The organism is Streptomyces sp. NPDC016309, from assembly GCF_043077235.1.
Classification (GTDB): Bacteria; Actinomycetota; Actinomycetes; order Streptomycetales; family Streptomycetaceae; genus Streptomyces.
Genome location: NZ_JBIBSG010000009.1, coordinates 19,813 through 45,334, shown reverse-complemented (window position 1 = coordinate 45,334; position 25,522 = coordinate 19,813). Strand labels below are relative to the sequence as shown.

Annotated in this window: 21 protein-coding genes and 2 pseudogenes; 10 read left to right on the top strand and 13 right to left on the bottom strand. The window is 73.2% G+C overall.

All coding sequences use genetic code 11. The features are described from left to right. Positions 1-230: 230 nt before the first annotated feature. Positions 231-587, bottom strand: a complete 357-nt coding sequence (gene erpA / locus ACF068_RS22720; RefSeq protein WP_064071056.1) for an iron-sulfur cluster insertion protein ErpA — start codon at positions 585-587, stop codon at positions 231-233. Positions 588-831: 244 nt separating this feature from the next. Between erpA and nadA the strand changes: the two genes are divergently transcribed. Beyond that, a complete protein-coding gene (gene nadA / locus ACF068_RS22715) occupies positions 832-2,019 on the top strand; it encodes a quinolinate synthase NadA (protein ID WP_392276099.1) in 1,188 nt (395 codons plus the stop codon). Between the two features lie 88 nt (positions 2,020-2,107). Here the strand turns inward: nadA and ACF068_RS22710 are convergent, their stop codons facing one another. The 5 genes from ACF068_RS22710 to ACF068_RS22690 form a co-directional block, all read right to left on the bottom strand. Then, entirely contained in the window at positions 2,108-5,221 is a 3,114-nt protein-coding gene (locus ACF068_RS22710) for an efflux RND transporter permease subunit (RefSeq protein WP_392276098.1), read from the bottom strand. Positions 5,222-5,350: 129 nt separating this feature from the next. Beyond that, positions 5,351-6,040 (bottom strand): response regulator, encoded by a 690-nt coding sequence (locus ACF068_RS22705; protein ID WP_392276097.1) that lies wholly within the window; start codon positions 6,038-6,040, stop codon positions 5,351-5,353. Continuing rightward, entirely contained in the window at positions 6,037-7,239 is a 1,203-nt protein-coding gene (locus ACF068_RS22700) for a sensor histidine kinase (protein WP_392276415.1), read from the bottom strand. Before ACF068_RS22700 ends, ACF068_RS22705 begins: the two co-directional genes overlap by 4 nt. Before the next feature lie 168 nt (positions 7,240-7,407). After that, entirely contained in the window at positions 7,408-7,686 is a 279-nt protein-coding gene (locus ACF068_RS22695; RefSeq protein ID WP_392276096.1) for a hypothetical protein, read from the bottom strand. Positions 7,687-7,698: 12 nt separating this feature from the next. After that, positions 7,699-8,499 carry a PspA/IM30 family protein gene (locus ACF068_RS22690; protein ID WP_392276095.1) on the bottom strand — a complete coding sequence of 267 codons (801 nt, stop codon included), beginning with the start codon at positions 8,497-8,499 and terminating at the stop codon, positions 7,699-7,701. Positions 8,500-8,739: 240 nt separating this feature from the next. Between ACF068_RS22690 and ACF068_RS22685 the strand changes: the two genes are divergently transcribed. The 3 genes from ACF068_RS22685 (at position 8,740) to ACF068_RS22675 (ending at position 11,325) form a co-directional block, all read left to right on the top strand. Further along, positions 8,740-9,336 carry a DUF3043 domain-containing protein gene (locus ACF068_RS22685; RefSeq protein WP_392276094.1) on the top strand — a complete coding sequence of 199 codons (597 nt, stop codon included), beginning with the start codon at positions 8,740-8,742 and terminating at the stop codon, positions 9,334-9,336. Between the two features lie 41 nt (positions 9,337-9,377). Beyond that, on the top strand, positions 9,378-10,130 hold the full coding sequence (locus ACF068_RS22680) for a class I SAM-dependent methyltransferase (RefSeq protein WP_392276414.1): 753 nt from the start codon (positions 9,378-9,380) through the stop codon (positions 10,128-10,130). A 103-nt stretch (positions 10,131-10,233) separates the two neighbouring features. Then, on the top strand, positions 10,234-11,325 hold the full coding sequence (locus ACF068_RS22675) for a S1C family serine protease (RefSeq protein WP_392276093.1): 1,092 nt from the start codon (positions 10,234-10,236) through the stop codon (positions 11,323-11,325). Between the two features lie 98 nt (positions 11,326-11,423). On the opposite strand, the gene ACF068_RS22670 is transcribed toward ACF068_RS22675, so the two are convergent. After that, on the bottom strand, positions 11,424-11,633 hold the full coding sequence (locus tag ACF068_RS22670; RefSeq protein ID WP_392276092.1) for a hypothetical protein: 210 nt from the start codon (positions 11,631-11,633) through the stop codon (positions 11,424-11,426). Positions 11,634-11,713: 80 nt separating this feature from the next. Between ACF068_RS22670 and ACF068_RS22665 the strand changes: the two genes are divergently transcribed. The 4 genes and pseudogenes from ACF068_RS22665 to ACF068_RS22650 form a co-directional block, all read left to right on the top strand. After that, positions 11,714-12,913: a bifunctional adenosylcobinamide kinase/adenosylcobinamide-phosphate guanylyltransferase gene (locus ACF068_RS22665; protein WP_392276091.1), complete on the top strand. Its 1,200-nt coding sequence runs from the start codon at positions 11,714-11,716 to the stop codon at positions 12,911-12,913. 17 nt (positions 12,914-12,930) lie between these two features. Beyond that, positions 12,931-14,079 (top strand): nicotinate-nucleotide--dimethylbenzimidazole phosphoribosyltransferase, encoded by a 1,149-nt coding sequence (cobT, locus tag ACF068_RS22660; RefSeq protein WP_392276090.1) that lies wholly within the window; start codon positions 12,931-12,933, stop codon positions 14,077-14,079. 94 nt (positions 14,080-14,173) lie between these two features. Beyond that, the gene (locus ACF068_RS22655; RefSeq protein ID WP_392276089.1) at positions 14,174-15,937 is read left to right on the top strand and encodes a phosphatidylglycerol lysyltransferase domain-containing protein; all 1,764 of its coding nucleotides are present in this window, start codon (positions 14,174-14,176) and stop codon (positions 15,935-15,937) included. Positions 15,938-16,020: 83 nt separating this feature from the next. Continuing rightward, positions 16,021-16,632, top strand: a pseudogene (locus ACF068_RS22650) (hypothetical protein); the annotation flags it as partial. A gap of 128 nt (positions 16,633-16,760) precedes the next feature. Here the strand turns inward: ACF068_RS22650 and ACF068_RS22645 are convergent. After that, positions 16,761-17,504 (bottom strand): annotated as a pseudogene (locus ACF068_RS22645) (hypothetical protein); the annotation flags it as partial. A gap of 37 nt (positions 17,505-17,541) precedes the next feature. Between ACF068_RS22645 and ACF068_RS22640 the strand changes: the two are divergent. Next, positions 17,542-18,369, top strand: a complete 828-nt coding sequence (locus tag ACF068_RS22640) for an adenosylcobinamide-GDP ribazoletransferase (protein ID WP_392276413.1) — start codon at positions 17,542-17,544, stop codon at positions 18,367-18,369. A gap of 66 nt (positions 18,370-18,435) precedes the next feature. After that, complete coding sequence (locus ACF068_RS22635; protein ID WP_392276088.1) at positions 18,436-18,639, top strand: cold-shock protein; 204 nt, start codon at positions 18,436-18,438, stop codon at positions 18,637-18,639. Positions 18,640-18,657: 18 nt separating this feature from the next. Here ACF068_RS22635 and ACF068_RS22630 read toward each other — a convergent pair whose 3' ends face one another. Genes ACF068_RS22630 through ACF068_RS22610 form a run of 5 tightly spaced genes read right to left on the bottom strand, consistent with a single transcriptional unit; the run spans position 18,658 to position 25,230 of the window. Next, positions 18,658-19,449 carry an endo alpha-1,4 polygalactosaminidase gene (locus ACF068_RS22630; protein WP_392276087.1) on the bottom strand — a complete coding sequence of 264 codons (792 nt, stop codon included), beginning with the start codon at positions 19,447-19,449 and terminating at the stop codon, positions 18,658-18,660. Next, a complete protein-coding gene (locus tag ACF068_RS22625; RefSeq protein WP_392276086.1) occupies positions 19,446-20,054 on the bottom strand; it encodes a spherulation-specific family 4 protein in 609 nt (202 codons plus the stop codon). The genes ACF068_RS22630 and ACF068_RS22625 overlap by 4 nt, the downstream gene beginning before the upstream one ends. Positions 20,055-20,072: 18 nt before the next feature. After that, positions 20,073-21,596, bottom strand: a complete 1,524-nt coding sequence (locus ACF068_RS22620; RefSeq protein WP_392276085.1) for a hypothetical protein — start codon at positions 21,594-21,596, stop codon at positions 20,073-20,075. Continuing rightward, complete coding sequence (pelF, locus tag ACF068_RS22615) at positions 21,596-23,134, bottom strand: GT4 family glycosyltransferase PelF (RefSeq protein WP_392276084.1); 1,539 nt, start codon at positions 23,132-23,134, stop codon at positions 21,596-21,598. Before pelF ends, ACF068_RS22620 begins: the two co-directional genes overlap by 1 nt. A 41-nt stretch (positions 23,135-23,175) precedes the next feature. Next, on the bottom strand, positions 23,176-25,230 hold the full coding sequence (locus ACF068_RS22610; protein WP_392276083.1) for a hypothetical protein: 2,055 nt from the start codon (positions 25,228-25,230) through the stop codon (positions 23,176-23,178). Positions 25,231-25,522 lie beyond the last annotated feature (292 nt).

The following is a 25,522-nucleotide window of genomic DNA, read 5'->3' as shown; positions in this document are numbered from 1 at the left end:
CGTACGGCAGGAGGCGGGGGGCCCCGGGGTGGTGCGGGGGCGCCCCCGCGCGCGCGCGGCGGGCAATATTAGCTGTAAGAGTCGCCGGCGGGGCCGGTGCCGGGGGGGGGGGGGGTGGGGGGGGGGGGGGGGGGGGGGGGGGGGGGGGGGGGGGGGGGCGCGGGGCGGGGGGGGGGGGGGGGCCGGGGGGGGGGGGGGGCCCCCCCGCCTCGCGCTCGCGCCGGGAATTCTTAGCTGAAGGAGTCGCCGCAGGCGCAGGAGCCGGTGGCGTTGGGGTTGTCGATGGTGAAGCCCTGCTTCTCGATCGTGTCGACGAAGTCGATGGAGGCGCCGCCCAGGTAGGGGGCGCTCATGCGGTCGGTGACGACCTTGACGCCGTTGAAGTCCTTGACGACGTCACCGTCGAGCGAGCGCTCGTCGAAGAAGAGCTGGTAACGCAGGCCCGAGCAGCCACCGGGCTGAACGGCGACGCGCAGTGCCAGGTCGTCGCGGCCTTCCTGGTCGAGCAGGGCCTTGACCTTGGCCGCGGCGGCGTCCGACAGGAGGATGCCGTCGCTGACAGTGGTCTTCTCGTCCGATACGGACATCTGCTTCTCTCCCGGGTTGTACGGAGACTGCTTGCCGACCGGTAGCAACCGGTGGGGCCGCGGATTCATTCCGGGCACAGCGCTTGTCTTTCCCCTTCATGCTCGCACACCGGGCTCCGGGCAAGCACCGACCTGTGGAGGGGGGATGTGTCACATCGACACTATGGCCATCGTCAAAGTGACGTGAAGCGGTTATGATAGATAGCGTCATTTAGACGAAAAGGCTCTCCGCAGAAAAGAAAGGGTGCGTGACGTGACCACCGCCCAGCCCCTGGACGTCCAGCCGTCGCCCCTCGCCCTGCTGCTGCTCGGCCGCGAGGCCGACCCGAAGAGCGAGCGGGGAGTCGAGTGCCCCGGTGACCTCCCCTCCCCCTCCGACCCCGACCTGGTCGAGCGCGCCCGCGCGGCCAAGGAGAAGCTGGGCGACAAGGTCTTCGTCCTGGGGCACCACTACCAGCGCGACGAGGTCATCCAGTTCGCGGACGTCACCGGTGACTCCTTCAAGCTCGCGCGCGACGCGGCGGCGCGGCCGGAGGCGGAGTACATCGTCTTCTGCGGTGTGCACTTCATGGCCGAGTCGGCCGACATCCTCACCACGGACGACCAGAAGGTCGTGCTGCCCGACCTGGCGGCCGGGTGTTCCATGGCCGACATGGCGACGGCCGAGCAGGTCGCCGAGTGCTGGGACGTGCTGACGGAGGCGGGCGTCGCGGACGTGACCGTCCCGGTGTCGTACATGAACTCCTCGGCGGACATCAAGGCCTTCACCGGGAAGCACGGCGGGACGATCTGCACCTCCTCCAACGCCAAGAAGGCGCTGGACTGGGCCTTCGAGCAGGGCGAGAAGGTCCTCTTCCTGCCGGACCAGCACCTGGGGCGCAACACCGCCGTCCGGGACATGGGCATGTCCCTGGAGGACTGCGTCCTCTACAACCCGCACAAGCCGAACGGCGGGCTGACGGCGGAGGAACTGCGGAACGCCAGGATGATCCTGTGGCGGGGCCACTGCTCCGTGCACGGCCGCTTCTCGCTCGACTCGGTGAACGACGTGCGGGAGCGGATCCCCGGGGTGAACGTGCTCGTGCACCCCGAGTGCCGGCACGAGGTCGTGGCGGCGGCGGACTACGTCGGCTCGACCGAGTACATCATCAACACCCTGGAGGCGGCGCCGGCCGGCTCGAAGTGGGCGATCGGCACCGAACTGAACCTGGTCCGGCGACTGGCGAACCGTTTCGCCGACGAGGGCAAGGAGATCGTCTTCCTCGACAAGACGGTCTGCTTCTGCTCGACCATGAACCGGATCGACCTGCCGCACCTGGTGTGGGCGCTGGAGTCGCTGGCCGAGGGGAACCTGGTCAACCGGATCACGGTCGACCGGGAGACGGAGAGCTTCGCCAAGCTGGCGCTGGAGCGGATGCTCGCGCTGCCGTAGGCCGTCGCCGTCACTGTGCCGAAGGGGCGCCCCCGCGTCGTCGCGGGGGCGCCCCTTCGGCGCGTGACGGCCCTGTAAGGCGGGCCTTTTAGGCGTTGGCCGGGGTCGGGGTCCTCTCCTCGGAGGGGGCCGACTTCGCCGCGCGCTTGGCGGCCCGCTTGGCGCGGCGGCGTTCCTTGCGGAGCTCCACCATCGCGTACAGCGTCGGGACCAGCACCAGGGTGAGCAGCGTGGAGGTCACCAGACCGCCGATCACCACGACCGCCAGCGGCTTGGCGATGAAGCCGCCCTCGCCGGTGACGCCGAGCGCCATCGGGAGCAGGGCGAAGATCGTCGCCAGGGCGGTCATCAGGATCGGGCGGAGGCGGTGGCGGCCGCCCTCGATGACCGATTCGACGACCCCGAGCCCCTGGGCCCGGTACTGGTTGATCAGGTCGATCAGCACGATCGCGTTGGTGACCACGATGCCGATGAGCATCAGCATGCCGATCATCGCCGGGACGCCCATCGGCGTGCCCGTGGCGATCAGCAGGCCGACCGCGCCGGTGGCCGCGAACGGGATGGAGACCAGCAGGATCAGCGGCTGGACCAGGGACTTGAAGGTCGCGACCAGGAGCATGAAGACGATCGCGATCGCCGCGAGCATCGCCAGGCCCAGGTTGGCGAAGGCCTCTTCCTGGTCCTCGGAGACGCCGCCGATGGAGGCGGTGGCCCCCTCCGGGAGGTCGAGCGCGTTGATCTTCGACTGGAGGTCGGCGCTGACCGCGCCCGTGTTGTCACCGGTGGGCTTGGCCGTGATGGTCGCGGCGCGGGCGCCGTCGATGCGGGTCATCGAGACCGGGCCGGGCACCAGCTTCACGTCGGCGACGTCGCCGAGCTTCACCGGGCCGAGGGGCAGCCGCTGGAGCTGGGCCAGCGTTGTCGCGGGCGCGGCGGAGGTGACGACGACGTCCCGCTCGGTGTCGTTCAGGATCGCCTTGCCCGCCGGGGTGCCGCGTACGGCCTGGGCGACCGCCATGCCGAGGGTGGCGTCGGTGAAGCCCGCCGGGGCGGCCTTGGCGTTGGCCTTGACCGAGATGCGCGGGACGGACTGCGACAGGTCGCTCTGGACGTCGGTGACGTCCTTGAGCTCGGCGACCTCCGCGCGGACCTGCTCGGAGGCCCGCTTGAGGGTGGCCTCGTCCGCCGCCTTCACCACGACGCTGAGGTCCTGGTTGCCGAAGCCGTCGCCCGCCGCGATGGTGGTGTCGCCGATGCCGTCGAGCTTGCCCAGCTCGGCGTCGATGTGGTCCCGGGCCTTCTCGTAGGCGCCGGAGTCCGTGAGCGTGACCTGGTACGAGGCCTGGTTGGCACCCGTACCGCCGCCGAAGGCCGCCATGAAGCCGGACGAGCCGACGGTGACCTGGTAGTCCTTGACCTCGTCGGTCGACGCGAGAACCTTCTCCACCTTCTTCGCGGCCGCGTCGGCCGCCTCCAGGCTGGTGCCGGCGGGCAGCTCCTGCTTGATGGACAGGACCTCCTGCTCGCCCTGGTCGAAGAAGTTGGTCTTCAGCAGCGGGGCCATGCCGAAGGTGCCCACGAGGATGACGAGCGCGAGGACCACGCTGGTGACCCGGCGGCGGGTGGCGAAGCGGAGCACCGGGACGTACACGCGCTGGAGGACGCTGCGGTTCTCCTTCTCCTCGGCCTCGCGGCGCGCCCGGTCCGGGTCCGTGGACGTCCCCTTGGGGGCGCGCAGGAACCAGTACGACAGGACCGGCACAACGGTCAGCGAGACGAGCAGCGAGGCGAGCAGGGCCGCGGTGACGGTGAGGGAGAACGAGCCGAACAGCTCGCCCACCATGCCGCCGACCAGGCCGATCGGGAGGAAGACGGCGACGGTGGTGAGGGTGGAGGAGGTGACCGCGCCGGCCACTTCGCGCACCGCGGTGAGGATGGCGGTCTGCCGCTCCTCGCCGTAGCCGAGGTGCCGCTTGATGTTCTCCAGGACCACGATCGAGTCGTCGACGACCCGGCCGATCGCGATGGTCAGCGCGCCCAGGGTGAGCATGTTGAGCGACAGGTCACGGGTCCACAGGACGATCAGGGCGAGGACCACGGACAGCGGGATGGAGACCGCGGTGACCAGGGTGGAGCGGAGGGAGGCGAGGAAGACCAGGATGACGATCACGGCGAAGAGGAGGCCGAGCGCGCCCTCGGTGGTCAGGCCGGAGATCGACTTGGAGACCGCCGGGCCCTGGTCGGAGACGACGGTGAGTTCGGCGCCGGCGCCCAGGTCCTCGCGCAGCTCGGGCAGCTCGGCCTTGACCGCCTCGGAGATGGCGACGGCGCTGCCGTCCTTGTCCATGGTGGCCATGACCGCGAGGCTCGGCTTGCCGTTGGTCCGGGTGAGGGAGACCCGCCGGGACTCCTCCTGCTTCACGGTGGCGACGTCGCCGAGGCGTACCGGGTCGCCCTTCTCCGGCTTGATCCTCAGGTTCTCGATCTGCTTCAGCGAGGTGAAGCCGCCGCCGACCTGGACCGTGCGGCTCTTGCCCGCTTCGGAGAAGGAGCCCGCCGGTACCGTGGCGCCGCCCGCCTGGAGGGCCTCGGACAGCGTCATGGCGTTCAGACCGGCCGCCGCGAGCTTCCGGTCGTCCGGGGTGACGGAGACCTGGAGGTCCTGGACGCCTTCGATCGACACCTGGCCGACGCCTTCGATGTCCTCCAGCGCCGGGACGACGGTCCGCTCGAGCTGGTCGGCCAGGGCCTGCTGGTCCTTGCCCGAGGTGACGGCGAGGACGACGGTCGGGATGTCGTCGGTCGAGCCGGCGATCACCTGCGGGTCCACGGTGTCGGGGAGCTGGGCGCCGGCCCGGTTGACGGCCTGCTGGACGTCGGCGACGAGCTGCTTGGTGCCCTCGTCGCCGTAGTCGAAGGTGGCCATGATGAGGGCGTTGCCCTCGCTGGCGGTGGAGGTGACGCCCTTGATGCCGTCGACCGCCTTGATGGAGCTTTCGAGCGGCTCGACGACCTGCTTCTCGACCACGTCGGGGGACGCGCCCTGATAGGGGGCGAGGACCGACACCATCGGCAGTTCGATGGAGGGCAGGAGCTGTTGCTTGAGCTGGGGGATGGCGATCGCTCCGAAGACGATCGCCACGATCGACATCAGCCCTATCAGGGCCCGTTGCGCGAGGCTGAATCTGGACAGCCAGGACATGGGGTCTCTCTTCTGTGGCGGATCGGCGGGTATTCATACGATCAGCCACGGAGGGGAGGGTTCCGTCGCCCCCAGGTCCCGTTTGCTTATGCCCCGCATACACCGAACGGAGTACACGGCGGTACGCGGTCACTCCACCCTGGGGCGGACCAACCCTGACTCGTAGGCGGTGACGACGAGCTGGGCGCGGTCGCGGGCTCCGAGCTTGGCCATCGCCCGGTTGACGTGCGTCTTGATCGTCAGCGGGCTGACCTCCAGCCGCTCGGCGATCTCGTCGTTGGACAGGCCGCCCGCGACCAGGACGAGGACCTCCCGCTCGCGGACGGTCAGCGCGGCCAGCCGCTCGGAGTAGGCCCGTCCGTCCCCCGCGGCGCCGTCCGCGTGGCCGCTCTGCGCCAGGAACGTGGCGATCAGGCCCTTGGTGGCGACGGGCGACAGGAGCGCCTCCCCGGCGGCGGCGATGCGGATGGCGTTCAGCAGTTCCTCCGGCTCGGCGCCCTTGCCGAGGAAGCCGGACGCCCCGGCGCGCAGCGACTGCACCACGTACTCGTCCACCTCGAAGGTGGTCAGCATGACCACACGGACGCCGGCCAGGTCCGGGTCGGCGCTGATCAGGCGGGTGGCGGCGAGACCGTCCGTGCCGGGCATGCGGATGTCCATCAGCACGACGTCGGCCCGCCGCGAGCGGGCGAGCGCGACGGCCTCCGCGCCGTCCGCCGCCTCCCCCACGACCTCCATGTCGGGCTCGGAGTCCACGAGGACCTTGAACGCGCTGCGGAGCAGTGCCTGGTCGTCGGCGAGCAGCACCCTGATGGTCATGTGGCCTCCCCTGTCCCTGCCGTGACGGGCAGTATCGCCTGGACCCGGAACCCGCCTCCGTAGCGGGGGGCGGCGGTGAGGGCGCCACCGAGGGCGGTGACGCGTTCGCGCATGCCGAGGAGGCCGTGGCCGCCGCCGTCGGCGGGGGTGCCGTCGCCGGGTAGGGCCCCGCCGGGCGCGCCGTCGTCGAGGACCGTCACCTCGACGGTCCGGCCGACCCGTACGACGCTCACCTCGGCCCTGGCGCCCGGGCCGGCGTGCTTGCGCACGTTGGTCAGCGCCTCCTGGATGATGCGGTACGCGGCCAGGTCGACGGCCGCCGGGAGCGGGAGGCCCTGGTCGGTGCGGGCCAGCTCCACCGGGAGGCCGGCGTGGCGGAAGGTGTCCAGCAGCTCGTCCAGGACGCCGAGGCCGGGGGCGGGTTCGGTGGGCGCCTCGGGGTCGCCGCTCTGGCGGAGCAGGCCGACGGTGGCGCGCAGTTCGTTGAGGGCGGAGCGGCTGGCCTCGCGCACGTGCGCGAGGGCCTCCTTGGCCTGGTCGGGGCGCTTGTCCATGACGTGGGCGGCGACGCCCGCCTGCACGTTGACCAGCGCGATGTGGTGGGCCACGACGTCGTGCAGGTCCCGCGCGATGCGGAGGCGTTCCTCGGCGACCCGGCGGCGGGCCTCCTCCTCGCGGGTGCGCTCGGCGCGGTCGGCGCGCTCGCGGATGGCGTCCACGAAGGCGCGGCGGCTGCGGACGGCGTCACCGGCGGCGGCGGCCATGCCGGTCCAGGCGAAGACGCCCAGGTTCTCCTGGGTGTACCAGGGCGCGGAGCCGAACAGCATCGCGGCGCCCGTCAGGAGGGTCATCGTCAGCAGCCCGACGCGCCAGGTGGTGGGGCGGTCGGTGCGCGACGCGACGGTGTAGAGGGCGACCACGGCGCTCATGGCGACGGGGGCGGGCGGGTCCTGGGCGATGTGCTCGACGAGCGTGACCACGCCGGTGAACACCAGGACGCCCAGCGGATTGCGGCGCCGGAGGACCAGCGCCGCCGCGCCCGTCACCATCAGCAGCACGCTGACCGCGCCGGGCGTACGGCCGCCGAAGTCGGGCCCGCCGTGCGGCCCGCCGTGCCGGTCGACGAACGATCCGGCGACCATGCACAGCAGCGCGCCGAGCGCCAGGACGCCGTCGAACGCCAGCGGGTGCTCGCGCATCCAGGCCCGGCCGCGCACGATCCGGTTCTCGAGGGTGGTCACGGAAGAAGACGGTACGTCCTGCCGGGGACCGTGATGACCCCCCGGCGGGGGCGGGCCCCGAGGGGGGGGACGCACGTGTGCCCCTCCCCGGCCGGGCGGGGAGGGGCACAGGTGGGGGCCGGAGGGTCAGCCGGGGATCAGGCCGTCGTCGGAGAGCATGGCGCGGACCTCTTCGAGCGTCGCGTCCGGGGCCGGCAGGATCAGTTCGGAGGGTTCGAGCGCGTCGTCCGGCAAGGGCTCGCCGAGTTGGCGCACCGTGTCCAGCAGGGCGTGGAGGGTGCGGCGGAAGCCCTCGCCGTCGCCGCCCTCCATCTCCCCGAGCAGTTCGTCGTCCAGCTTGTTGAGCTCGGCGAAGTGGCTGTCCGCCAGCCTCACCTGGCCCTCCCCCATGATCCTGACGATCATGACGCGCCGTCCTTAACTCTTGTCGAACCGGGTCGGGGACTGCGACTGCTGCCGGGCCTGGTCCTGCGGGGTGCCGGCACCGCCCTCGATGGCCTGCTGCGGGGTGGTGCCGCCGGCCAGCTCGGCCTTCATGCGCTGGAGCTCCAGCTCGACGTCCGTACCGCCCGACAGGCGGTCCAGCTCGGCCTGGAGGTCGTCCTTCTGGAGGCCGGACTGGTCGTCCAGCGCGCCCGAGGCGAGCAGTTCGTCGATCGCGCCGGCCCGCGCCTGGAGCTGCGCGGTCTTGTCCTCGGCGCGCTGGATGGCGACGCCGACGTCGCTCATCTCCTCCGAGATGCCGGAGAACGACTCGGCGATCCGGGTCTGCGCCTGGGCGGCGGTGTACGTGGCCTTGATGGTCTCCTTCTTCGTACGGAAGGCGTCGACCTTGGCCTGGAGGCGCTGGGCGGCGAGCGTCAGCTTCTCCTCCTCGCCCTGGAGGGTCTGGTGCTGCGTCTCCAGGTCCGTGACCTGCTGCTGGAGCGCGGCCCGGCGGGACAGCGCCTCGCGCGCCAGGTCCTCACGGCCGAGCGCCAGCGCCTTGCGGCCCTGGTCCTCCAGCTTGGCGGACTGCCCCTGGAGCTGGTTGAGCTGAAGCTCCAGGCGCTTGCGCGAGGTCGCCACGTCGGCGACGCCGCGGCGTACCTTCTGAAGCAGCTCGAGCTGCTTCTGGTACGAGTAATCGAGGGTCTCGCGCGGATCCTCGGCCCGGTCAAGGGCCTTGTTTGCCTTCGCGCGGAAGATCATCCCCATACGCTTCATGACACCGCTCATGGGCTTCGCGCGCCCCCTTCTGACGGACTTCGGCTCCAGCACCCAACAGAACCCACAGTACGGGCCCCACATCCATTACCGCACTGTTCGGGCGCCGATGCGCTCCTCCCCAAGGACGACTGCGGGCGGCTTCGCTCCGGCGCAAGGAGTAGGGATCCCTCTCCGGGGGACGCAGGCCGTTGCCGGATCGTTCCCCGCCGGGCTGGGGTCCATGCGGCGCACCCCGTACCCTTGGGCTTTGTGTTCCGTAGCCGTTCGAAGGATGAGAAGGCCCCCACCGACCAGGTGACGGCGGACCTCTCCAAGCAGCCCCGCGATCCCCAGGCCCCCAAGGGCCGCCCGACCCCGAAGCGGAGTGAGGCCCAGACGCAGCGCCGCCGTGCACAGACCGTGCCGACCGACCGCAAGGAGGCCATGCGCCGGCAGCGCGAGGCGCGCCGCGCGGACCTCGCCAAGCAGCGCCAGGCACTGGCAAGCGGCGACGAGCGATATCTGCCGGCCCGGGACAAGGGTCCGGTCCGCCGCTTCGTCCGCGACTTCGTGGACTCGCGCTTCTGTGTCGCCGAGTTCTTCCTGCCGCTGGCGGTCGTGATCCTGGTGCTGTCCAGCCTGCCGAACACGCAGGTGAAGAACACCGCCCTGCTGCTGTGGCTCGCCGTGATCGCCCTGATCGTGGTCGACTCGATCGGCATCTCCATCCGGCTGAAGAAGCAGCTCAACGCGCGCTACCCGGACGAGCCCAAGCGCGGCGCCGTGGCGTACGGCCTGATGCGTACGCTCCAACTGCGCCGGCTGCGGCTGCCCAAGCCGCAGGTCAAGCGCGGAGAGCGGCCCTGACCAGCCTGGTCTCCGGCTTCGGAGGCGCGGGGGCGGAGTGGCTGGGCGGGCTCGGCGGACTGCGCAACACGGTCCGCCAGGAGCTCGTCGCACGCCAGCTCGACGAGCAGATAGCCGCCCGCTACCCGGTGGGGCAGCGGCTGCGGATACTCGACGTCGGCATGGGCCAGGGCACCCAGGCGCTGCGCCTGGCCCGGGCCGGGCACACCCTCACCGGCCTGGAGTCCGACCCGGAGATGCTGAAGGCCGCCCGGGAGGCGCTGGCGTCGGAGCCGGCGGGCATCCGGGAGCGGGTCCGGCTGATCGAGGGGGACGGCCGGGAGACCGGTGTGCACTTCCTGCCGGGCAGCTTCGACGTGGTGCTGTGCCACGGTGTGCTGATGTACGTGGAGGAGCCCGACGCCATGCTGGCGGGGCTCGCCCGGATGCTGGCGCCCGGCGGTCTGCTGTCGCTGCTCGTACGGAACGCGGACGCGCTGGCCATGCGGCCGGGGCTGGCCGGGGACTGGCCGGGCACGCTGGCGGCGTTCGAGTCGGACGCCTACGTCAACCGGCTCGGGCTGCCGGTGCGGGCCGACCGGCTGGAGACGCTGACGGCGACGCTCGCCGGGATCGCGGCGCCGCTCCAGGCCTGGTACGGGGTGCGGGTCTTCACCGACAACGTGCCCAACGAGGAGGGGCTCCCCGCCGCGGAGGAGCTGGAGCGGCTGCTGGCCGCCGAGGACCGCGCGGGCCGCACCGATCCGTACCGCCGGGTGGCGGCGCTGCTGCACCTGTGCGGGGTGCGGGGCTGACGGACCGGGTGCCGGGGGCGACCGCCGGGGGGTGACCCGAGGGACCCCCTGGACGGGTGCGCAGCGGGCGCCGTGCCGCCGGGGCGAAAGGGATATTCCGGACATGGATGCCCTTCGTGTGCTCGCGCCCCTGACGTCCGCGGTGTGCGCGGCCGCCCTGGTGGGCGGTTGCTCGGCCGGCCCGTCGTCGCCGGGCGCGGGGGCGACGGCCCGTGCGGCGGCACCCGCGGTGCCGGCGGCGGGGCGGGCCGCCGGGAGGACGGCCGGCAGGGCGGCCGAGCTGGAGGACGACTACCGCGACGCGATCAGGAACGTCCTCCCGTCGGTCGTGCAGATCGAGGCGCGGGACAGCCTCGGCTCCGGCGTCGTCTACGACGAGCAGGGCCACATCGTCACCAACGCCCACGTCGTCGGCGGGGAGCGGACGTTCAAGGTCACCGTGGCGACGGGTGAGGAGCCCATGACCGCCGAGCTGGTGTCCAGCTACCCGGAGCAGGACCTGGCCGTCATCAAACTGGCCCGGCGCCCCGCGGGGCTGAAGCCGGCGGCGTTCGGCGACTCGTCGAAGGTGGAGGTCGGCCAGATCGTCCTGGCCATGGGCTCGCCGCTGGGCCTGTCCGGCAGCGTCACCCAGGGCATCGTCTCGGCCACCGGACGGACCGTCAGCGAGAGCCGGTCGGCCGGCGGTACGGGCGCGACGATCGGCAACATGGTGCAGACGTCCGCCGCGATCAATCCGGGCAACAGCGGTGGCGCGCTGGTCAACCTGGACAGCGAAGTGATCGGCATCCCGACGCTCGCAGCGGCCGACCCGCAGCTCGGTGGCAGCGCGGCGCCGGGTATCGGGTTCGCGATCCCCGCGTCCATGGTGCGGACGGTCGTCGACCAGATCGTGAAGACCGGGCGGGTCACGGACTCGGGCCGGGCGGCCCTGAACATCACCGGCCGTACCGTCCTGACCGACGACTACCGGCCGGGCGGCGTCGCGATCGTCGAGGTGTCGCGGGGCGGGGCGGCGGCGGACGCGGGCCTCCGGGCGGGCGACATCATCACCCGGCTGAACAGCACTCCCATCACCACGATGACGTCCCTGCTGGAGGCCCTGGCCTCGGCGGAACCGGGCGACGAGGTGACGGTGACCTACACCCGCGGCGGCCGCCCGGCCACGGCCCGGGTCACCCTGGGCGAGATCTGACACCCGGCGCGGGCCCGGCGCGTCGGGTGCGGCGCCGGGCCGCCGCGCGGGCCCGGGGGCGGGCGCCCCGGAGGGCGGCCCGCCCTTTCAGGCAGTGGTCAGGACTCGGCCGCGGCGCGGAGGCTCATGCGGTAGATCTCCGTGCCGTCCTCGAAGAGCGTGACCTGTTCGGCGCCGCCGTCCAGGAGGTCCTTCCAGGTCTCGCCGATCCAGGACTCCGCGTCGCCCTGCGTGGTAAACTCCTCCGGCTCGACCGCCGGCCGGACCTCCGCGCCGTCGGGCCCCTCGAACCGCCACGTCCATGCCATGTGGACCTCCAGATGATCGGTTTCCTGCCCGCAGCGTAGCCGGGCGCGCACCCCGCGCGGGGACGCGGGAGGATCGTCCCGTGGAAGTGACACTGCTCGGTACCGGCGCCCCCGACGGCCTGCCCCGCCCCGACTGCCCCTGCGCGGCCTGCGCCACCGCCCGCGGCAGCCGGGCGCGTGCCGCCACGGCGCTGCTCGTGGACGGGGCGCTGCTGCTCGACCTGACGCCCGGTGCGGCGCTGGCCGCCGCCCGGGCGGGGCATTCGCTGACCGCCGTACGCCAGGTGCTGCTCACCCACCCGCACGACGGGCCCGCGCTGGAGCTGCCGCCCGGGCTGCCCGCGGCGGGGCGGGTGCCGGACGGGCGGGAGCTGACGCTGATCAGCGGGCACCGGGTGCGGGCCGTGCCGATGGACTCCCCCGGTACGGGGTACGAGGTGACGTCGCCCGAGGGGCTGCGGCTGCTGTACCTGCCGCCCGGGGGCGCCCCGGCCGGGTTCGCCGAGGCGGCGCGGCCGTACGACCTGGTGGTCGCCGACGTGGTCGCCCGGCCGGACGGGCCGGCCCGGCTGCGGGCCGCCGGGGGCGTGGGGCCGGCGACCGACGTGGTGGCGGCGCATCTGGACCACGACGTGCCGTCCGGCGGCGAGCTGGACCGGCGCCTGGCCGCGGCCGGGGCACGGGCGGTGCCGGACGGGACGACGCTGGTCGTGGGCGAGTACCACGAGGTGCCCGACGTCCCCCGGCGCACGCTGGTCACGGGCGGGGCCCGGTCGGGCAAGTCGCTGGAGGCCGAGCGGCGCCTGGAGGCGTTTCCCGACGTGGTGTACGTGGCGACGAGCGGCAAGCGGGAGGGCGACACCGAGTGGGCGGCCCGGGTGACCGCCCACCGGGACCGGCGGCCGGGGTCGTGGCGTACGGAGGAGACGTGCGAACTGGCCCCGCTGCTGCGCGAGGACGGACCGCCGCTGCTGATCGACTGCCTGGCGCTGTGGCTGACCGACGCGATGGACCGGGCCGGGGCGTGGGACGACGGCGTCTGGGCCGCGACCGGGGAGCGGGAGGTGCGCGAGCGGGTGGCGGAGCTGGTCGCGGCGGTGCGCGGCACGCCCCGCACGGTGGTCGCGGTGACGAACGAAGTGGGCGCCGGCATCGTGCCCGCCGACGCGGGCAGCAGGCGGTTCCGGGACGAGCTGGGGCGGCTGAACGCGGCGTTCGCCGACGAGTGCGAGCACGTGCTGCTGGTGGTCTCCGGGCAGGCCCTCGTGCTGCGGGGGTGACCGGTACTGTTCAGCGAATGAGCAGGCTGAATCTCGACGACTTCTCCGATCTGATCGAGCGCCCCGACAGCGGTACGCGGCGTGACGCCGAGGAACGCCGGGAGCGTCTCGTCGTACCGCCCGGGGCGCTCGGGCGTCTCGACGAGCTGGGCGAGTGGCTGTCGGCCGCGCAGGGGGCGGTGCCGGTGCGGCCCGTGGAGCGGCCGCGCGTGGTGCTGTTCGCCGGTGACCACGGGGTGGCCGGGCTGGACGTGTCCGGCCGGCCCGCGGGAAGCACGTACGAGCTGGTGCGCGCCGTGCTGGACGGGGCGAGCCCGGTGGCCGTGCTGGCACGGTGCACGGGCGTGCCGGTGCGCGTCGTGGACGCCGGGCTGGACTGCGACCCGGAGCTGCTGCCCGCCGATGTGGTGCGGCACCGGGTGCGGCGCGGCAGCGGCCGCATCGACGTCGAGGACGCCCTGACCCCCGAGGAGGCCGAGCGGGCCGTACGGCTCGGGATGGCGATCGCCGACGAGGAGGCCGACTCGGGCACCGATCTGGTCGTGCTCGGCGACCTCAGCGTGGGCGGCACGACCCCCGCCTCCACGCTGATCGCCGCCCTGTGCGGCACGGACGCCTCGGTGGTGACGGGGCGGGGCGGTGCGGGGATCGACGACCTGGCGTGGATGCGCAAGTGCGCGGCGATCCGTGACGCGCTGCGCCGCGCCCGGCCGGTGCTGGGCGACCAGTTGGAGCTGCTGGCGGCGGTCGGCGGGGCGGACCTGGCGGCGACGACCGGGTTCCTGTTGCAGAGCGCGGTGCGGCGGATGCCGGTGATCCTGGACGGTGTGGTGTCGGCGGCGTGCGCGCTGGTGGCGCAGCGTGCGGCGTTCCGGGCGCCGGACTGGTGGCTGGCGGGCCAGGTGAGCGGGGAGCCGGCTCAGTCGAAGGCGCTGGACCGGATGGCGCTCAACCCGCTGCTCGACCATGGCGTCACCGTAGGGGAAGGAACCGGGGCATTGCTGGCACTTCCCCTCGTACGGGCGGCGGCGGCCTTCGCGGCCGAGCTGCCCGAGAAGGACCGGGCGGAAAAGGACCACGCGGAGGACGCGGAGGACGCGGCGGGCGCGGCGGGCGCGGAGGGCGCGGCGGATCTGCCGGAGCGGGATCTGCCGCGCGAGAACTGAGGCGCACCCCGGTGCGGCCGCCCCCACCGGCCCGGCGGGGGCGGCCGCACCGGTGGCCCGCCATGTCATGCGATGCCCCATATGATCGCGTTTCATGGGAGAGGTCCGGTTGTCCGCGTCCACCGATCACCCCGCCGCGGCACCCGGCGGCACCGCCCGCTCACGGCGCTCCGCAGCCTTCGCCGTCTGGTACCTGCGGGCCGTCACGTTCGTCAACCTCCTCGGCGCCGTCTGGGTCTCCTTCGGCCAGGACCTGCGGCGCCACAACTCGGACGACTACTTCACCCCGTACCTGCTGACCGCCGGCTTCGCCTCCGGCGCCTTCACGCTCTTCCTGGCGATCACCATGCGCCGGCGCAAGCGCGCCGCGTGGATCCTCAACCTGGTCCTCAGCGGCCTGTTCCTGCTGCTCTTCGCCGTCGCCATGGCGTTCCCCGAGATCCGCGGGCACGGGCAGAACTGGGTCTCCCTGGTCCTGACCGCCGCGTTCGTGCTGGCGCTGGTGCTGGGCCGCCGCGAGTTCTACGCCAAGGGCGACCGCTCCAATCCGTGGCTGGCCACGGTGGTGGCCGTGGGCGGACTGCTCGTCACCTCGCTGCTCGCCGCCCTGCTCGTCACCACGACCGACACCACCGCCTCGACCTTCCTCGAACGGTGGCGCTACGGCGTCCTGCGCTCGGTCACCCTCGCCACCGACACCGCCCCCGACATCGTGACGCCCGGCTGGGTCGACATCGTCATCAACATCCTGTCCACGCTGCTGCTGGTCTCGGTGCTGTACGCCGCCTTCCGCTCCCGCCGGGCCGTCGACCCGCTGGACGAAGGGGACGAGGCGGACCTGCGGGCGCTGCTGGAACGGCACGGGGAGCGCGACTCCCTCGGCTACTTCGCGCTCCGCCGCGAGAAGAGCGTGATGTGGTCGCCCAGCCGCAAGGCGGCCGTCGCCTACCGCGTCGTCAGCGGCGTCTCGCTCGCCTCCGGCGACCCCATCGGCGACCCGGAGGCCTGGCCGGGGGCGATCGGACCGTGGCTGGCCGAGGCGCGGGAGCACGGCTGGATCCCGGCCGTGATGGGTGCCGGCGAGGAGGCGGGCACCGTCTACGCCCGGCACGGCCTGGACGCCCTGGAACTGGGCGACGAGGCGATCGTGGAGACGGCCGAGTTCACCCTGGACGGGCGGGCGATGCGGACCGTCCGGCAGGCGTACAACCGGGTACGGCGGGCCGGGTACCAGGTGCGGATCCGCCGCCACGAGGACATCCCGCCCGCGGAGATGGCCGCCCTGCTGGAGCTGGCCGACGACTGGCGCGACGGCGCCACCGAGCGGGGCTTCTCGATGGCGCTGGGGCGGCTGGGCGACCCGGCCGACGGGCGCTGCGTGATGCTGGAGTGCTCCGACGCCGACGGCGTGGCCCGCGCCCTGCTGTCCTTCGTGCCGTGGGGGCCCCGGGGCCTGTCGCTGGACCTCATGCGGCGGGACCGGAACGCCGAGAACGGCCTGGTGGAGTTCATGGTCATCGAACTCCTCCAGCGCGCCGGAGAGATCGGGATCACGCAGGTCTCGCTCAACTTCGCGATGTTCAGGTCGGTCTTCGAACGTGGTGCGAAGCTCGGGGCGGGCCCCGTGCTGCGACTGTGGCGCTCCCTGCTGAGCTTCTTCTCCCGCTGGTGGCAGATCGAGTCGCTGTACCGCGCCAACGCCAAGTACCGACCGATCTGGGAGCCGCGATTCATGCTCTTCGAGAAGAGTTCCGACCTGCTGCGCATCGGGCTGGCCGCAGGCCGCGCGGAGGGGTTCCTGGAGGCTCCCGGCCTGCCCAAGTGGATGCACCGGCACCTGGAAGGCCGACGGCGTTGAGACGGTTCGCCCGCCGCGAGTGGGGGCCGCTGTACGCGGCCGTGCGCACGGCCCTGGTGACCCGGTCGTGGCGGGCGGTCGCCATGACGCTGGGGGCGGTGTGCCTGACGGCCGTCTTCCAGATCGTGCAGAACCAGTCCTGGGGGTACGGGTTCGTCCAGCGAATAGGTTCCGTACGGGCCGAGGACCCGCTGCTGCCGGCGCTGCTGCGCACCCCCCTGTCGCTGTTCGTCCCGGCGCTCGACCTGCCGGTGTGGGGCGCGCTGGCGCAGGTGCTGGTGGTGTTCGGGCTGGCCGAGACGTGTCTGGGCCGGCGGCGGACGCTGCTGATCGCGTACGCGGCGACACTGGCCGGGACCATGTACGCCCGGCTGGGCATCGCGCTCGGCCCGGACAGCCCGCTGGGGCTGCCCGCCGAGGACGCACGGGTCGTGGACACCGGTCCCTCGGCGGCGGTCGTGGGGCTCGCGGTGTTCCTGTGCTGGCGTCACCGGGCCTGGGTGACGGGCGGTGCGGTGATCGCGGCGATGGTGGTCGAGGTGCTGGTCAAGTGCAACCTGGCGGGCAAGGAGCACCTGGCGGCGATCGCGGCGGTGCTGGTGGTCTGCGCGGTGGGGTCGTGGCGTCAGCGCCGGCCGGGCGGGGGCGGGCCCCCGGCGGGGGGTTCCGGCGGCGGGTCGTCGGCCGGTGGACCGCCGGCCGCCGGGCGGTCGCCGGACCGGTGGCCGTCCGGCGGAGGGTCCTTCACCGATGCGCCGGACGACGGGGGGACGTCCACCGAGGCGCCGGACGGCGGGGGGACGGCGTCCGGCTGGCGGCGCGAGGGCAGTACGCGGTCGGGGGCGCCCGCGATCAGGTCCTGGAACCGGCGCCTGGCGCTGTCCCAGCGCCGGTCGTGGTGGAAGGCCCGCAGCCCCGCCTTCGCCCGGGCCCTGGGCCGGTTGCGGTAGAAACGGCGGGCCCACAGGGAGCCGGGCCGGGCCAGGCGCAGTGCCCCGAAGACGGCGACCGGCGACAGGAACAGGCCGAGGATCGCCATCCTGAACTTGCCCTTGAACAGGGCGATGAGCACGAACAGGAAGTTCAGGACGAGGGTGAGGATGAAACTGCCCCGGCCCTGCCGCTCCTGCGGGCTGACCTCGTCGACGCCGAACGGCGAGAAGCCGGCGAGGACCAGCAGGAGCAGCGCCGTGGTGAGGACCACGACCTCCACGCTCTGGCGGCCCTGCTCGGTCCAGTAGACGTCGTCGAGGTGGAGGATCAGCGCGAACTCGTCGAGGACGAGTCCCGCGCCCATCCCCAGGAGCACCGCGAAGACGATGGCCCCGGCCTCGTGCCGCCCCACCGCGACCACGCCGAAACCACCGATCAGGGTGAGCACGATGCCGGGCACCACGTGGTGGATGTGCAGCCCGCCGGGCCGGACGTTGCGGAAGGGGCCCTTCCCCGCCCGGATCAGCCGGGTGACGGTCCGGGTGATCAGGAAGGTCAGCACGAAGGACGCCAGGGCGACCAGCAGCGGGAGCTTCCCCGGCTCGACGATGTTGCGGTAGAACCAGTGCCCCATGCCACCCGCTCCAGATTCCGGCGTCCTACCGACTACCCTGCGCGCGGTGACCACTTCCCGCACCCGTAGCCGCGGCCGTACGAGCGTCGACGGCATACGTTTCGCCTTCGGCACCCTCACCGTGCTGCCCGTCCGGGTGACCCGCTGGGACCGGGAGGCCGCCCGCGCCGGGATGCTGTGGGCCCCGTTCGCCGGACTGGTGGTGGGCGCCGCGGCAGCGGCGGCCGGGGGCCTGACCGGGCTGGCCGGCGGGGGGCCGCTGCTCGCCGCGGTGGCGTGTGCCGCCGTGCCCGCCGTCCTGACCCGGGGCCTGCACCTGGACGGGCTGGCCGACACCGCGGACGGGCTGGGCAGCGGCAAGCCAGCCGAGGACGCGCTGCGGATCATGAAGCAGTCGGACATCGGGCCGTTCGGGGTCATCACCCTGCTGTTCGTGCTCCTCGCCCAGGTCGCCGCGCTCCACGAGCTGTACGCGGACCGGGGCTGGGCGCAGGGCACGGCGGGCGCGGTCGTCGCCGGCACGGTCGCCCGCCTGGCGCTCACCCTCGCCTCCCGCGCCGGCGTCCCGGCGGCCCGGCCCGAGGGGCTGGGCGCGGTCGTGGCGGGCACCGTCCCGGCGCGCGCCGCACTGGCCGTGGCCCTGCTGGTCCTGGCCGCGGCGGCCGGGGCGGGCGCGGCGCTGGACGGCCCGTACGGGGCGCTGCGTCATGTCGTGGCGGCGGCGGGGGCCCTGGCGGCGGCCCAATGGCTGCTGGGCCGCTGCGTGCGCCGCTTCGGCGGGGTGACCGGTGATGTCTTCGGCGCGGTGGAGGAAACCGCGGCCACGGCGACGCTGGTCGTCCTGACCTTCGGCGCATTCGGCTGAACCGGCGTTTGAAGTACCTCGAAGCCCGGTAGACGGCGGAAGAAGGAACGAAGGAGATCGATCAGCATGTCTACCGGCACCGTGAAGTGGTTCAACCCCGAGAAGGGCTTCGGTTTCATCGAGCAGGACGGCGGCGGACCCGATGTGTTCGTCCACTACTCGGCGATCAACGCCTCCGGGTACCGTGAGCTCCAGGAGGGCCAGAAGGTCCAGTTCGACGTGACCCAGGGGCCCAAGGGTCCGCAGGCGGAGAACGTCAGCCCCGCCTAGGGACACGGCCTAGGGCCGTCAGCAGGGTTTCCGCCAGGCGCCCAGGTCGTACCGTTTCAGCATCGAGCTCAGCCGCAGCCGCTCGGCCTCCGGGCAGAACGCGTGCGTCGGAAGCTCGTACTCCACGTGGAACACGGCCTTGTCCGCCTCGATGAACGGGCTGAGCGCCGGGCACTCGTCGTGCTCGGCGCACTGCTCGTTGACCGCGAAGTCGAAGTCGTCCAGGAGCTGGGGGATCTGGTCCAGGTCGTTCTTCAGGCCCACCGCGAGGCCGCGGTCGTGCGCGAGGCGGGCGACGAGGCGGTTGTAGCGGAGCTGGTCGGCGGCCGTGAGGGGGAAGCCGGTGCGGTTGGCGTAGCCGTCCATGTTGTCGGGCTCGACCGCGTCGAAGCCCTTGTCCCGGCACATGTCCAGGCGGTCGGCCATCAGCGGTTCGAGGACGTCGGTGGCGCGGATGTCGAGCCATCTCTCGCCCTCCCAGCCGTTGCCCTTCCCGAGCACCGCCCGGGGGAACTTCCCGGCGTCGGGACGCCAGTCCTCCCACGCGCCGGTCGACAGGTAGCAGATCACCTTGCGGCCGCGCCGGTGCAGGTCGGCGACGGTGGACTCCGGGTGGTCGAAGCCGTCGATGTCGTACACCGGCACGTCCACCGACATGTCCAGGCGTCCGCTGAGCTGCCACTGCCAGGGCTGGCCGGGCGTGGGCCGCCAGCGCCCGGCGCGCGGCGGGCCGGGCTCGTCGTCGGAGGTGGAGGTGCAGCCGGCCGTCAGCAGCAGGGCGGCGATGAGGAGCGGTACGCGGCGTTTCACGGGCACTCCAGGGCGTGGGGGAGCGTTCCCCACGGATGTGCCCCGGAGCCGGGGACCGCGCACTTCACCCGGGTGGAGAGGCGTGCACTCGCCGGGGCCGCGTACACCAGGTGGCAGAAGTGCTCCGCCACCGGCAGGTCCAGCTCCCGGTAGGTGTCCCACGGGCCCTCGAACGTGACGAGCAGGTCGGCCAGTTCGGCGTACGAGGGGTGGGGCTGGGCGCCGTGGTTGAGGACGACGGTGGCGGCGCCCGCCGCGCGGGCGGCCACGCCCAGGCGCCGGTAGTGCGGGACGGCCCCGGGGTCGGTGGGCACCTGGTCGAGGAAGGCGCCGTCGGCGCCGTACCAGTCGCGGTGGCGGACCAGGTCGGTGAGGACGTCGGCGTGCGGCCGGCGGCCGTAGTCGGTGTCGGTGTAGCCGAGGACGCACACGCCGGCCGCCCTCAGCCGGTCCGCGACCGTGACGAACGCCGGGTCGGGCGCCGTGCCGGCGCCGCTCGCCGGGTTGAGCACCACGCCGTACAGCAGCGGGGCGGCGGCGATCAGGGCGTCCCACTCCGCGGGGCGTACGGCGGGATGCTCGTAGTAGGGCACCAGCAGGTCCACGTGCGTTTCCTTCTGTTTCTACGTGCGGTGTGCGGTCGCCCGCCCCAGCAGGACGGCCCCCAGGACGGCCAGTACCACGGCGGCCACCCCGGCGACTCCCGCGCCGATCAGGTCCGGGTCCCCCGTGCCGGTCGCCAGTGCCACCGTCTGCGCGGCGGTCGCCGCCCCGCAGACCACCGAGGCGCTGAGCACCGCCCCGAACGACTGGAGCAGCAGGGCGGCCCACAGCACCGTACCGATCAGCAGCAGCGAGGCGAGCCGGATGCCGCCGATGTCGGGGGCGCCCGGCCACAGCAGGGAGCCGGTCACGGCGAGGGCCAGCAGCACCGCCAGGTAGACGGTGAGGCACAGCGCCAGCGTGGTGGCCGTGGCCCGGCGGAAGGCGCCGGTGCTGGTGGAGGCCCGCAGCCCGGCGAGGCTCTCGCTGCGGAACCGGTGCAGCAGCCATTCGGCGGGCCCCATGGACAGGGTGAGCGCCACGGCGGTGGGCGCGGCCACGCCCGCCGCCGCGCCCCCGCCCAGCACGTCACCGATCGCGGCGTACAGGACGAGCCCGCCGGTGCCCAGCCCGAACAGGCCGTACGGCACGGAGGCGGCGAGCCGCGGCCCGGCCACCCCGCGCCGCTCCCGCCCCGGGTCCCGGGCCGGCCCCGGCTCCCGCTCCGGCGACCGCGGGCCCCGCTCCCCCGTGGGCGCCGGCCCTGGGAGCAGGGCACGTCCGGCGAGGGCGACCGCCAGGGCCAGGGAGGTGCCGAGCAGGGCCGCCCGGGCCGGGCCCGGGAGGCCGAGCCAGTAGGCGGCGGGCGTGCCGGCGATCAGCGGGGCCAGCGCGCCCAGCAGGGCCTTCTCCCCGTCCAGCACCAGCAGGACGGTCGCGGCGGCCAGGTACACCGCCTGGCCGGCGGCGAAGGCGGCGCCGCCCCACTCCCCCGGTCCGGCCGCCGCCGCGAAGGCCACCAGGGCCCCGAGGAGGGCGCCGGCCGGGGCGCCGAGGAGCAGGGTGCGCATGGCGGCCCGGCGGTCGCCGAGGCCGAGCCAGGAGTGGGCGCGGTGGGACAGGGCCTGGTTCCACACCCAGCCGGTGACCGCCCCGGCGAGCAGCGGGACGGTGCCGGTGGGCAGGCCGTGGACCCCGGTGGGGCCGGCCAGGAGCGGGGCGCCGAGCACATAGGCCAGGCCGGGGAGGGCGAAGACCAGGCCGCGCAGGAGGCAGCCGCCGAGGCCGGTGTGCCAGGGGTCGGCGGGTGGTCCTTCCGGCTCGGGGTACCGCCGCTCCACGCGCGCGTAGAGGTCCTCGGCGAGGGCGAAGGAGTCCTCCCGGCCGTAGGTGAGGCGTATGTGGTCGTCGGACATCCCGTCGGATTCGAGAACGGCCGCTATCTCGTCGGGGTGGACGGCGGCCGCTATCACGTCCTCCAGCCGGGTGGTGAGCTCGTCGACGGGGTCGGCGGCCGCCCAGCTCGGCCGGGGCCGGGGCCGGGGCACGGCGGGCAGGGTGTCCAGTCCGGCGGACTCCGGCTTCAGCCACAGGGAACCGCTCATCAGGCCGCCTCCTCGGTCAGGAGGTCGTCCTCGGCGCCGAGGTCGCGCCAGGGGTCGGTGATGCGGAGCTGGAGGGTCCAGTCGCGGGTGTCGTCGGCCGCCGGCCGTGGCTCGGGGTGCCCGGCCAGTTCCCGGTAGATGCGGCGGAAGCCGTCGACGGAGCGGCGGAGGGTGAACTGGTCGACGACCCGCTGCCGGGCCCGCCGCCCCAGTTCCGCGCGGCGCGCGTCGTCGCGCAGCAGGGTGAGGACGGCCTCGGCCATCACCGCGGGCTCGCGGGGCGGGACGACCAGCCCGGTGTCGCCGACCGCTTCCCGTACCCCGCCCACGTCGGTGGAGACGGTGGCCCGGCCGCAGGACATGGCTTCGATGAGCGAGAAGGGGAACCCCTCGCTGATGGAGGAGAGCATCACCAGGCTGCCCGCCGCGTAGGCGCTCGCCACGTCGTCGACGCGGCCCTCGTAGGTGATGCCGTCGGTGACGCCCCGTTCGGCGGCGAGCTTCTCCAGCCGCGTCCGGTAGTCCTCGTTGCCGGCCGGGACGGGGCCGAACAACCGCAGCCGCAGCTCCGGGAGTTCGGCGCGGGCGATGGCGTACGCCCTGATGAGCGTCTCCAGGTCCTTGATGGGGTCGACACGGCCGCACCAGCTCAGGGTGGGGACGTCCGGTTCGGGTCCGGCGAGGGGGAAGGCGTGCGGGTCGACGCCGTTGTAGACGGTGCGGATGCGGTCGCTGGGGGCGCCGCCCCGCTCCTCCCAGCGGCGGTTGTACTGGTTGCAGGGGGTGATGAGGTCGGCCTTGCGGTAGCCGAGGGTGTTGAGTTCCCGGTAGAAGCCGAGCATCAGCGCCTTGACGGGCCAGCGCTGGGCGGCACTGCGGTAGCCGAGGTAGCGCTCGCGCAGGTAGATGCCGTGCTCGGTGAGGAGGAAGGGCACGCCGTCGAAGTGCTGGGCGGCGAGCGCGGGGAGGGTGGCCAGGCCGCTGGAGACGGCGTGGGCGACGCTGTCGTCGGGGACGCGGGCGGCGAGCGGGCGCAGCGCGTGTTCGAGGAGGTCGGTGGCGGTCAGGGCGTCGTGGACGGTGGGGCGGGCGGCCGCGGTCTTGAGGTGCGGCATCGTCCAGATCCACATCAGCGAGCGGAGGACGGACTCGGACCGGAGGGCCGCCGAGAGCCTGCCGCGCCGGGCCAGCGCGGCCAGGGCGTACAGGCCTTCGGCGAAGTCGCAGCCGGCCGACGGGTCGAGCACCGACAGCAGGAAGCGTTCCCAGGTGTCGGTGAAGCGGCGCCGGTCCCGGCCGATCAGGGGCCGGCCGCGCCCCTGGGCCGGGCCCCACAGCGGGAACGAGGTGTGGCGGTAGAGGTTGGCCGGCAGCTCCCAGGTGACCGGCTCGCGGCCGCTGCCGGTCAGGGCCAGGACGTGGAAGTCGACCTCGGGCATGCCCCGGACGAGCTGGTCGCACCAGGTGCTGACGCCCCCGTGGACGTGCGGGTAGGTGCCTTCGGTGAGCATGGTGACATGGCGGCCGCTGCGCGGCATCGGTGATCCCCCCGGATGTGAAGTGGTACTGGCGTCGGGCGTCAGGCGGTCGGCAGCGTGAGGGTGACCGCGGACTGGAGCGCCTCGGGCGCGGTCCAGGCCGACCGGGCGCCGGCGTAGGGGGTGCCGAACGCCGCCGTGCCGAGGAACAGGTTCTTGCGGGTTCCCTCGGGGGCGGTGACGGGGGCGGTCACTCCGGCCGGGGCCTTGACGGTGACGGTGTTCCCGATGCGGTACGCGGTGACCTTCCCGGCCGCGAGGGCCTGGTCCCAGGCCGCGCGGCGGGAGAGTTCCGTACCGGCGTCGCGGTGGCGGGGGTTGACGATCGGGGTGTTGTCGGCGAACAGGGCGCGGTAGTCGGTGAGGATCCGGTCCAGGACCGGGTAGAGGATGCGGTCCTCGGCGAGGTTGGACTGGTGCACGTAGTGCGGGCGGGGGTCGTTGGCGATGACGTGGCCCAGCGCGATGCGGGCCTCCTGCGGGACGATGTACGAGGCGTACCCGGTGGTCACGTCGAGCGGCTCGTCGAGGCAGGTGGAGGCGGGGTTGGTCTCGCAGACGCCGCTGCCGCCGTCCTCCCTGGAGGCGTAGATCCAGTTGTACTCGTCGGCCATCTCGGCGGCGGTGCCGACGTTGTAGTACACGTTCATCGGGTGGCGCGGGACGGTCTTCGCGGCGCCGACGGGACGCTGCTGGGGCTCGCGGGAGTTGTCGCTGGCGATCCACTTGACGCCGGTGTCGGCGAGGGCGCCGGCCAGGTTGGGGTTGTCGGCGGGCTGCTGCGGCAGCGTCTTGAGGCCGGAGTGCTCGCCGGTGACGAGTTCGGTGCGGTCGAGGGCGATGCCGCGGTTGACGGCCCAGGTGTGGTTGTCGCGGATCTGGGCGGCGATCTCGGCCCGGCTCATGTACCGGGTGTTGCCGTACGCGTCCTTGGCGCAGGTCCAGGGGACGGTGGAGGTGTCCTGGACGCAGCCGAGGAAGGGGTGCGTGTAGGTGTGGTTGACCCAGCGGTACTGGGCGCGGTCGGCGACGAGCTGGGCGGCGAGCGGGTCGGTGCCGCCGTTCTCGGTCTTCCACTCCTCGCCGGCTCCGGCGTTGAAGACCATGTCGAGGGTGAAGCCGGAGGAGCGCTGCCACTGGGCGGCGTACTGGGCGTCGGCCGCGGTCATCCGGATGGGCGTGGTGCCCTCGCCGTCGCCGCCGACGCAGTCGAAGTCGCCGGGGGTGCAGTTGCGGGCGGTGTCCCAGCGGGCGTCGGGGGCGAAGACGTCGTCGATGTGGACGGACAGGTAGTTGCGGTTCCGGCCGAGGTGGACGCCTCCGGTCAGCCACTCCACGATGCCGCGGGCCAGGGCGCGGAACTGCCGCTGGTGCTGGTTGTAGGCGAAGGTGACGACCAGTTCGCGCCGGCCGTCGTGGGCGTACTGGCCGATGAGGCTGGCCCGCCCGCCGTCGTCGGTGGGGACGTCGAGGTAGCTGGTGTAGCCCTCGCGGGGCCGGCCGGCGTACCCGTAACTCTCGGCGACGTCCGGGGCGTTGTCCTCGAAGGCGAGCGGTCCGTCGAGGTACCGGAACGGGCCGGCCTTGCCGGCGGCGGTCACGTCGGTGCGGACGCCGTCGAGGACGCCGGAGCGGCCGCCCTCGCTGGTGTAGTCGAGGCCGACGCCGGGGTGGGACCAGGTGTAGGCGTCGACCTGGGGCACGTCGAACTTCTGCTCGTACGCGCCGAGGGCGGTCCGTTCGGCCTCCGACAGGCCGGTCGGCGCCTCGTCGGGCAGGACGACGCCCTGGTACTTGGCGCGGGGCCGGCCGTCGACCGTGTCGGCCAGGAACGCCGCGTCGATGACGGGGCGGGCGGAGTCGGAGAGGCGGACGGTGCGGTACGGGACCCCGGAACCCTTGAGTTCGGAAGTGATCGCCCCCACGGCGCCGCCGCCGTCGTCCACCACGAGCACCGTCAGGTCGATGCGCGGCGCCGGTTCGGCCGCGGACGCGGTCCCGGCCGGGACGGCCGTCGCGAGCAGCGCGGTGACCAGCAGCGTCGCGGCCGGCAGCGAGCCCGCCGCTCTCGCGCCACGGCGTCGGAAAGTATGCATATGTGTTCCCCCCTCGTGAGGTCCTCCGGGCGCGCGGGCGCCGGGAGGATCTGTGGAGATGATGCAAAGGGGTACGTTGCTCCCTTGCACGATTGCAGGGAGTGTGACGCAGCTCTCAGCGGTTGACGCGGCAAACGTCGGAGAGACGCCACGGATGAGTGAATTGCCGTCGCCGTGAGGGAAACCGGACAGCACGCGTAGGCTCGTTCACGGTCTCTCCGGGCGGGACTTACGATGCGGCAGGACCCGGTCGTCCCATCCCTCGACCGCCTCAGAACTCAACGGAAGCGAG

Excerpts from the sequence above, each read along its gene's own strand:
- ACF068_RS22610 (WP_392276083.1), bottom strand. The coding sequence starts at position 25,230 with ATGCATACTTTCCGACGCCGTGGCGCGAGAGCGGCGGGCTCGCTGCCG.
- pelF (WP_392276084.1), bottom strand. The coding sequence starts at position 23,134 with ATGCCGCGCAGCGGCCGCCATGTCACCATGCTCACCGAAGGCACCTAC.
- ACF068_RS22670 (WP_392276092.1), bottom strand. The coding sequence starts at position 11,633 with ATGGCATGGACGTGGCGGTTCGAGGGGCCCGACGGCGCGGAGGTCCGG.
- ACF068_RS22695 (WP_392276096.1), bottom strand. The coding sequence starts at position 7,686 with ATGATCGTCAGGATCATGGGGGAGGGCCAGGTGAGGCTGGCGGACAGC.
- erpA (WP_064071056.1), bottom strand. The coding sequence starts at position 587 with ATGTCCGTATCGGACGAGAAGACCACTGTCAGCGACGGCATCCTCCTG.
- ACF068_RS22675 (WP_392276093.1), top strand. The coding sequence starts at position 10,234 with ATGGATGCCCTTCGTGTGCTCGCGCCCCTGACGTCCGCGGTGTGCGCG.
- cobT (WP_392276090.1), top strand. The coding sequence starts at position 12,931 with ATGAGCAGGCTGAATCTCGACGACTTCTCCGATCTGATCGAGCGCCCC.
- ACF068_RS22655 (WP_392276089.1), top strand. The coding sequence starts at position 14,174 with ATGGGAGAGGTCCGGTTGTCCGCGTCCACCGATCACCCCGCCGCGGCA.
- ACF068_RS22690 (WP_392276095.1), bottom strand. The coding sequence starts at position 8,499 with ATGAGCGGTGTCATGAAGCGTATGGGGATGATCTTCCGCGCGAAGGCA.
- ACF068_RS22620 (WP_392276085.1), bottom strand. The coding sequence starts at position 21,596 with ATGAGCGGTTCCCTGTGGCTGAAGCCGGAGTCCGCCGGACTGGACACC.
- ACF068_RS22705 (WP_392276097.1), bottom strand. The coding sequence starts at position 6,040 with ATGACCATCAGGGTGCTGCTCGCCGACGACCAGGCACTGCTCCGCAGC.
- ACF068_RS22710 (WP_392276098.1), bottom strand. The coding sequence starts at position 5,221 with ATGTCCTGGCTGTCCAGATTCAGCCTCGCGCAACGGGCCCTGATAGGG.
- ACF068_RS22635 (WP_392276088.1), top strand. The coding sequence starts at position 18,436 with ATGTCTACCGGCACCGTGAAGTGGTTCAACCCCGAGAAGGGCTTCGGT.
- ACF068_RS22700 (WP_392276415.1), bottom strand. The coding sequence starts at position 7,239 with ATGCGCGAGCACCCGCTGGCGTTCGACGGCGTCCTGGCGCTCGGCGCG.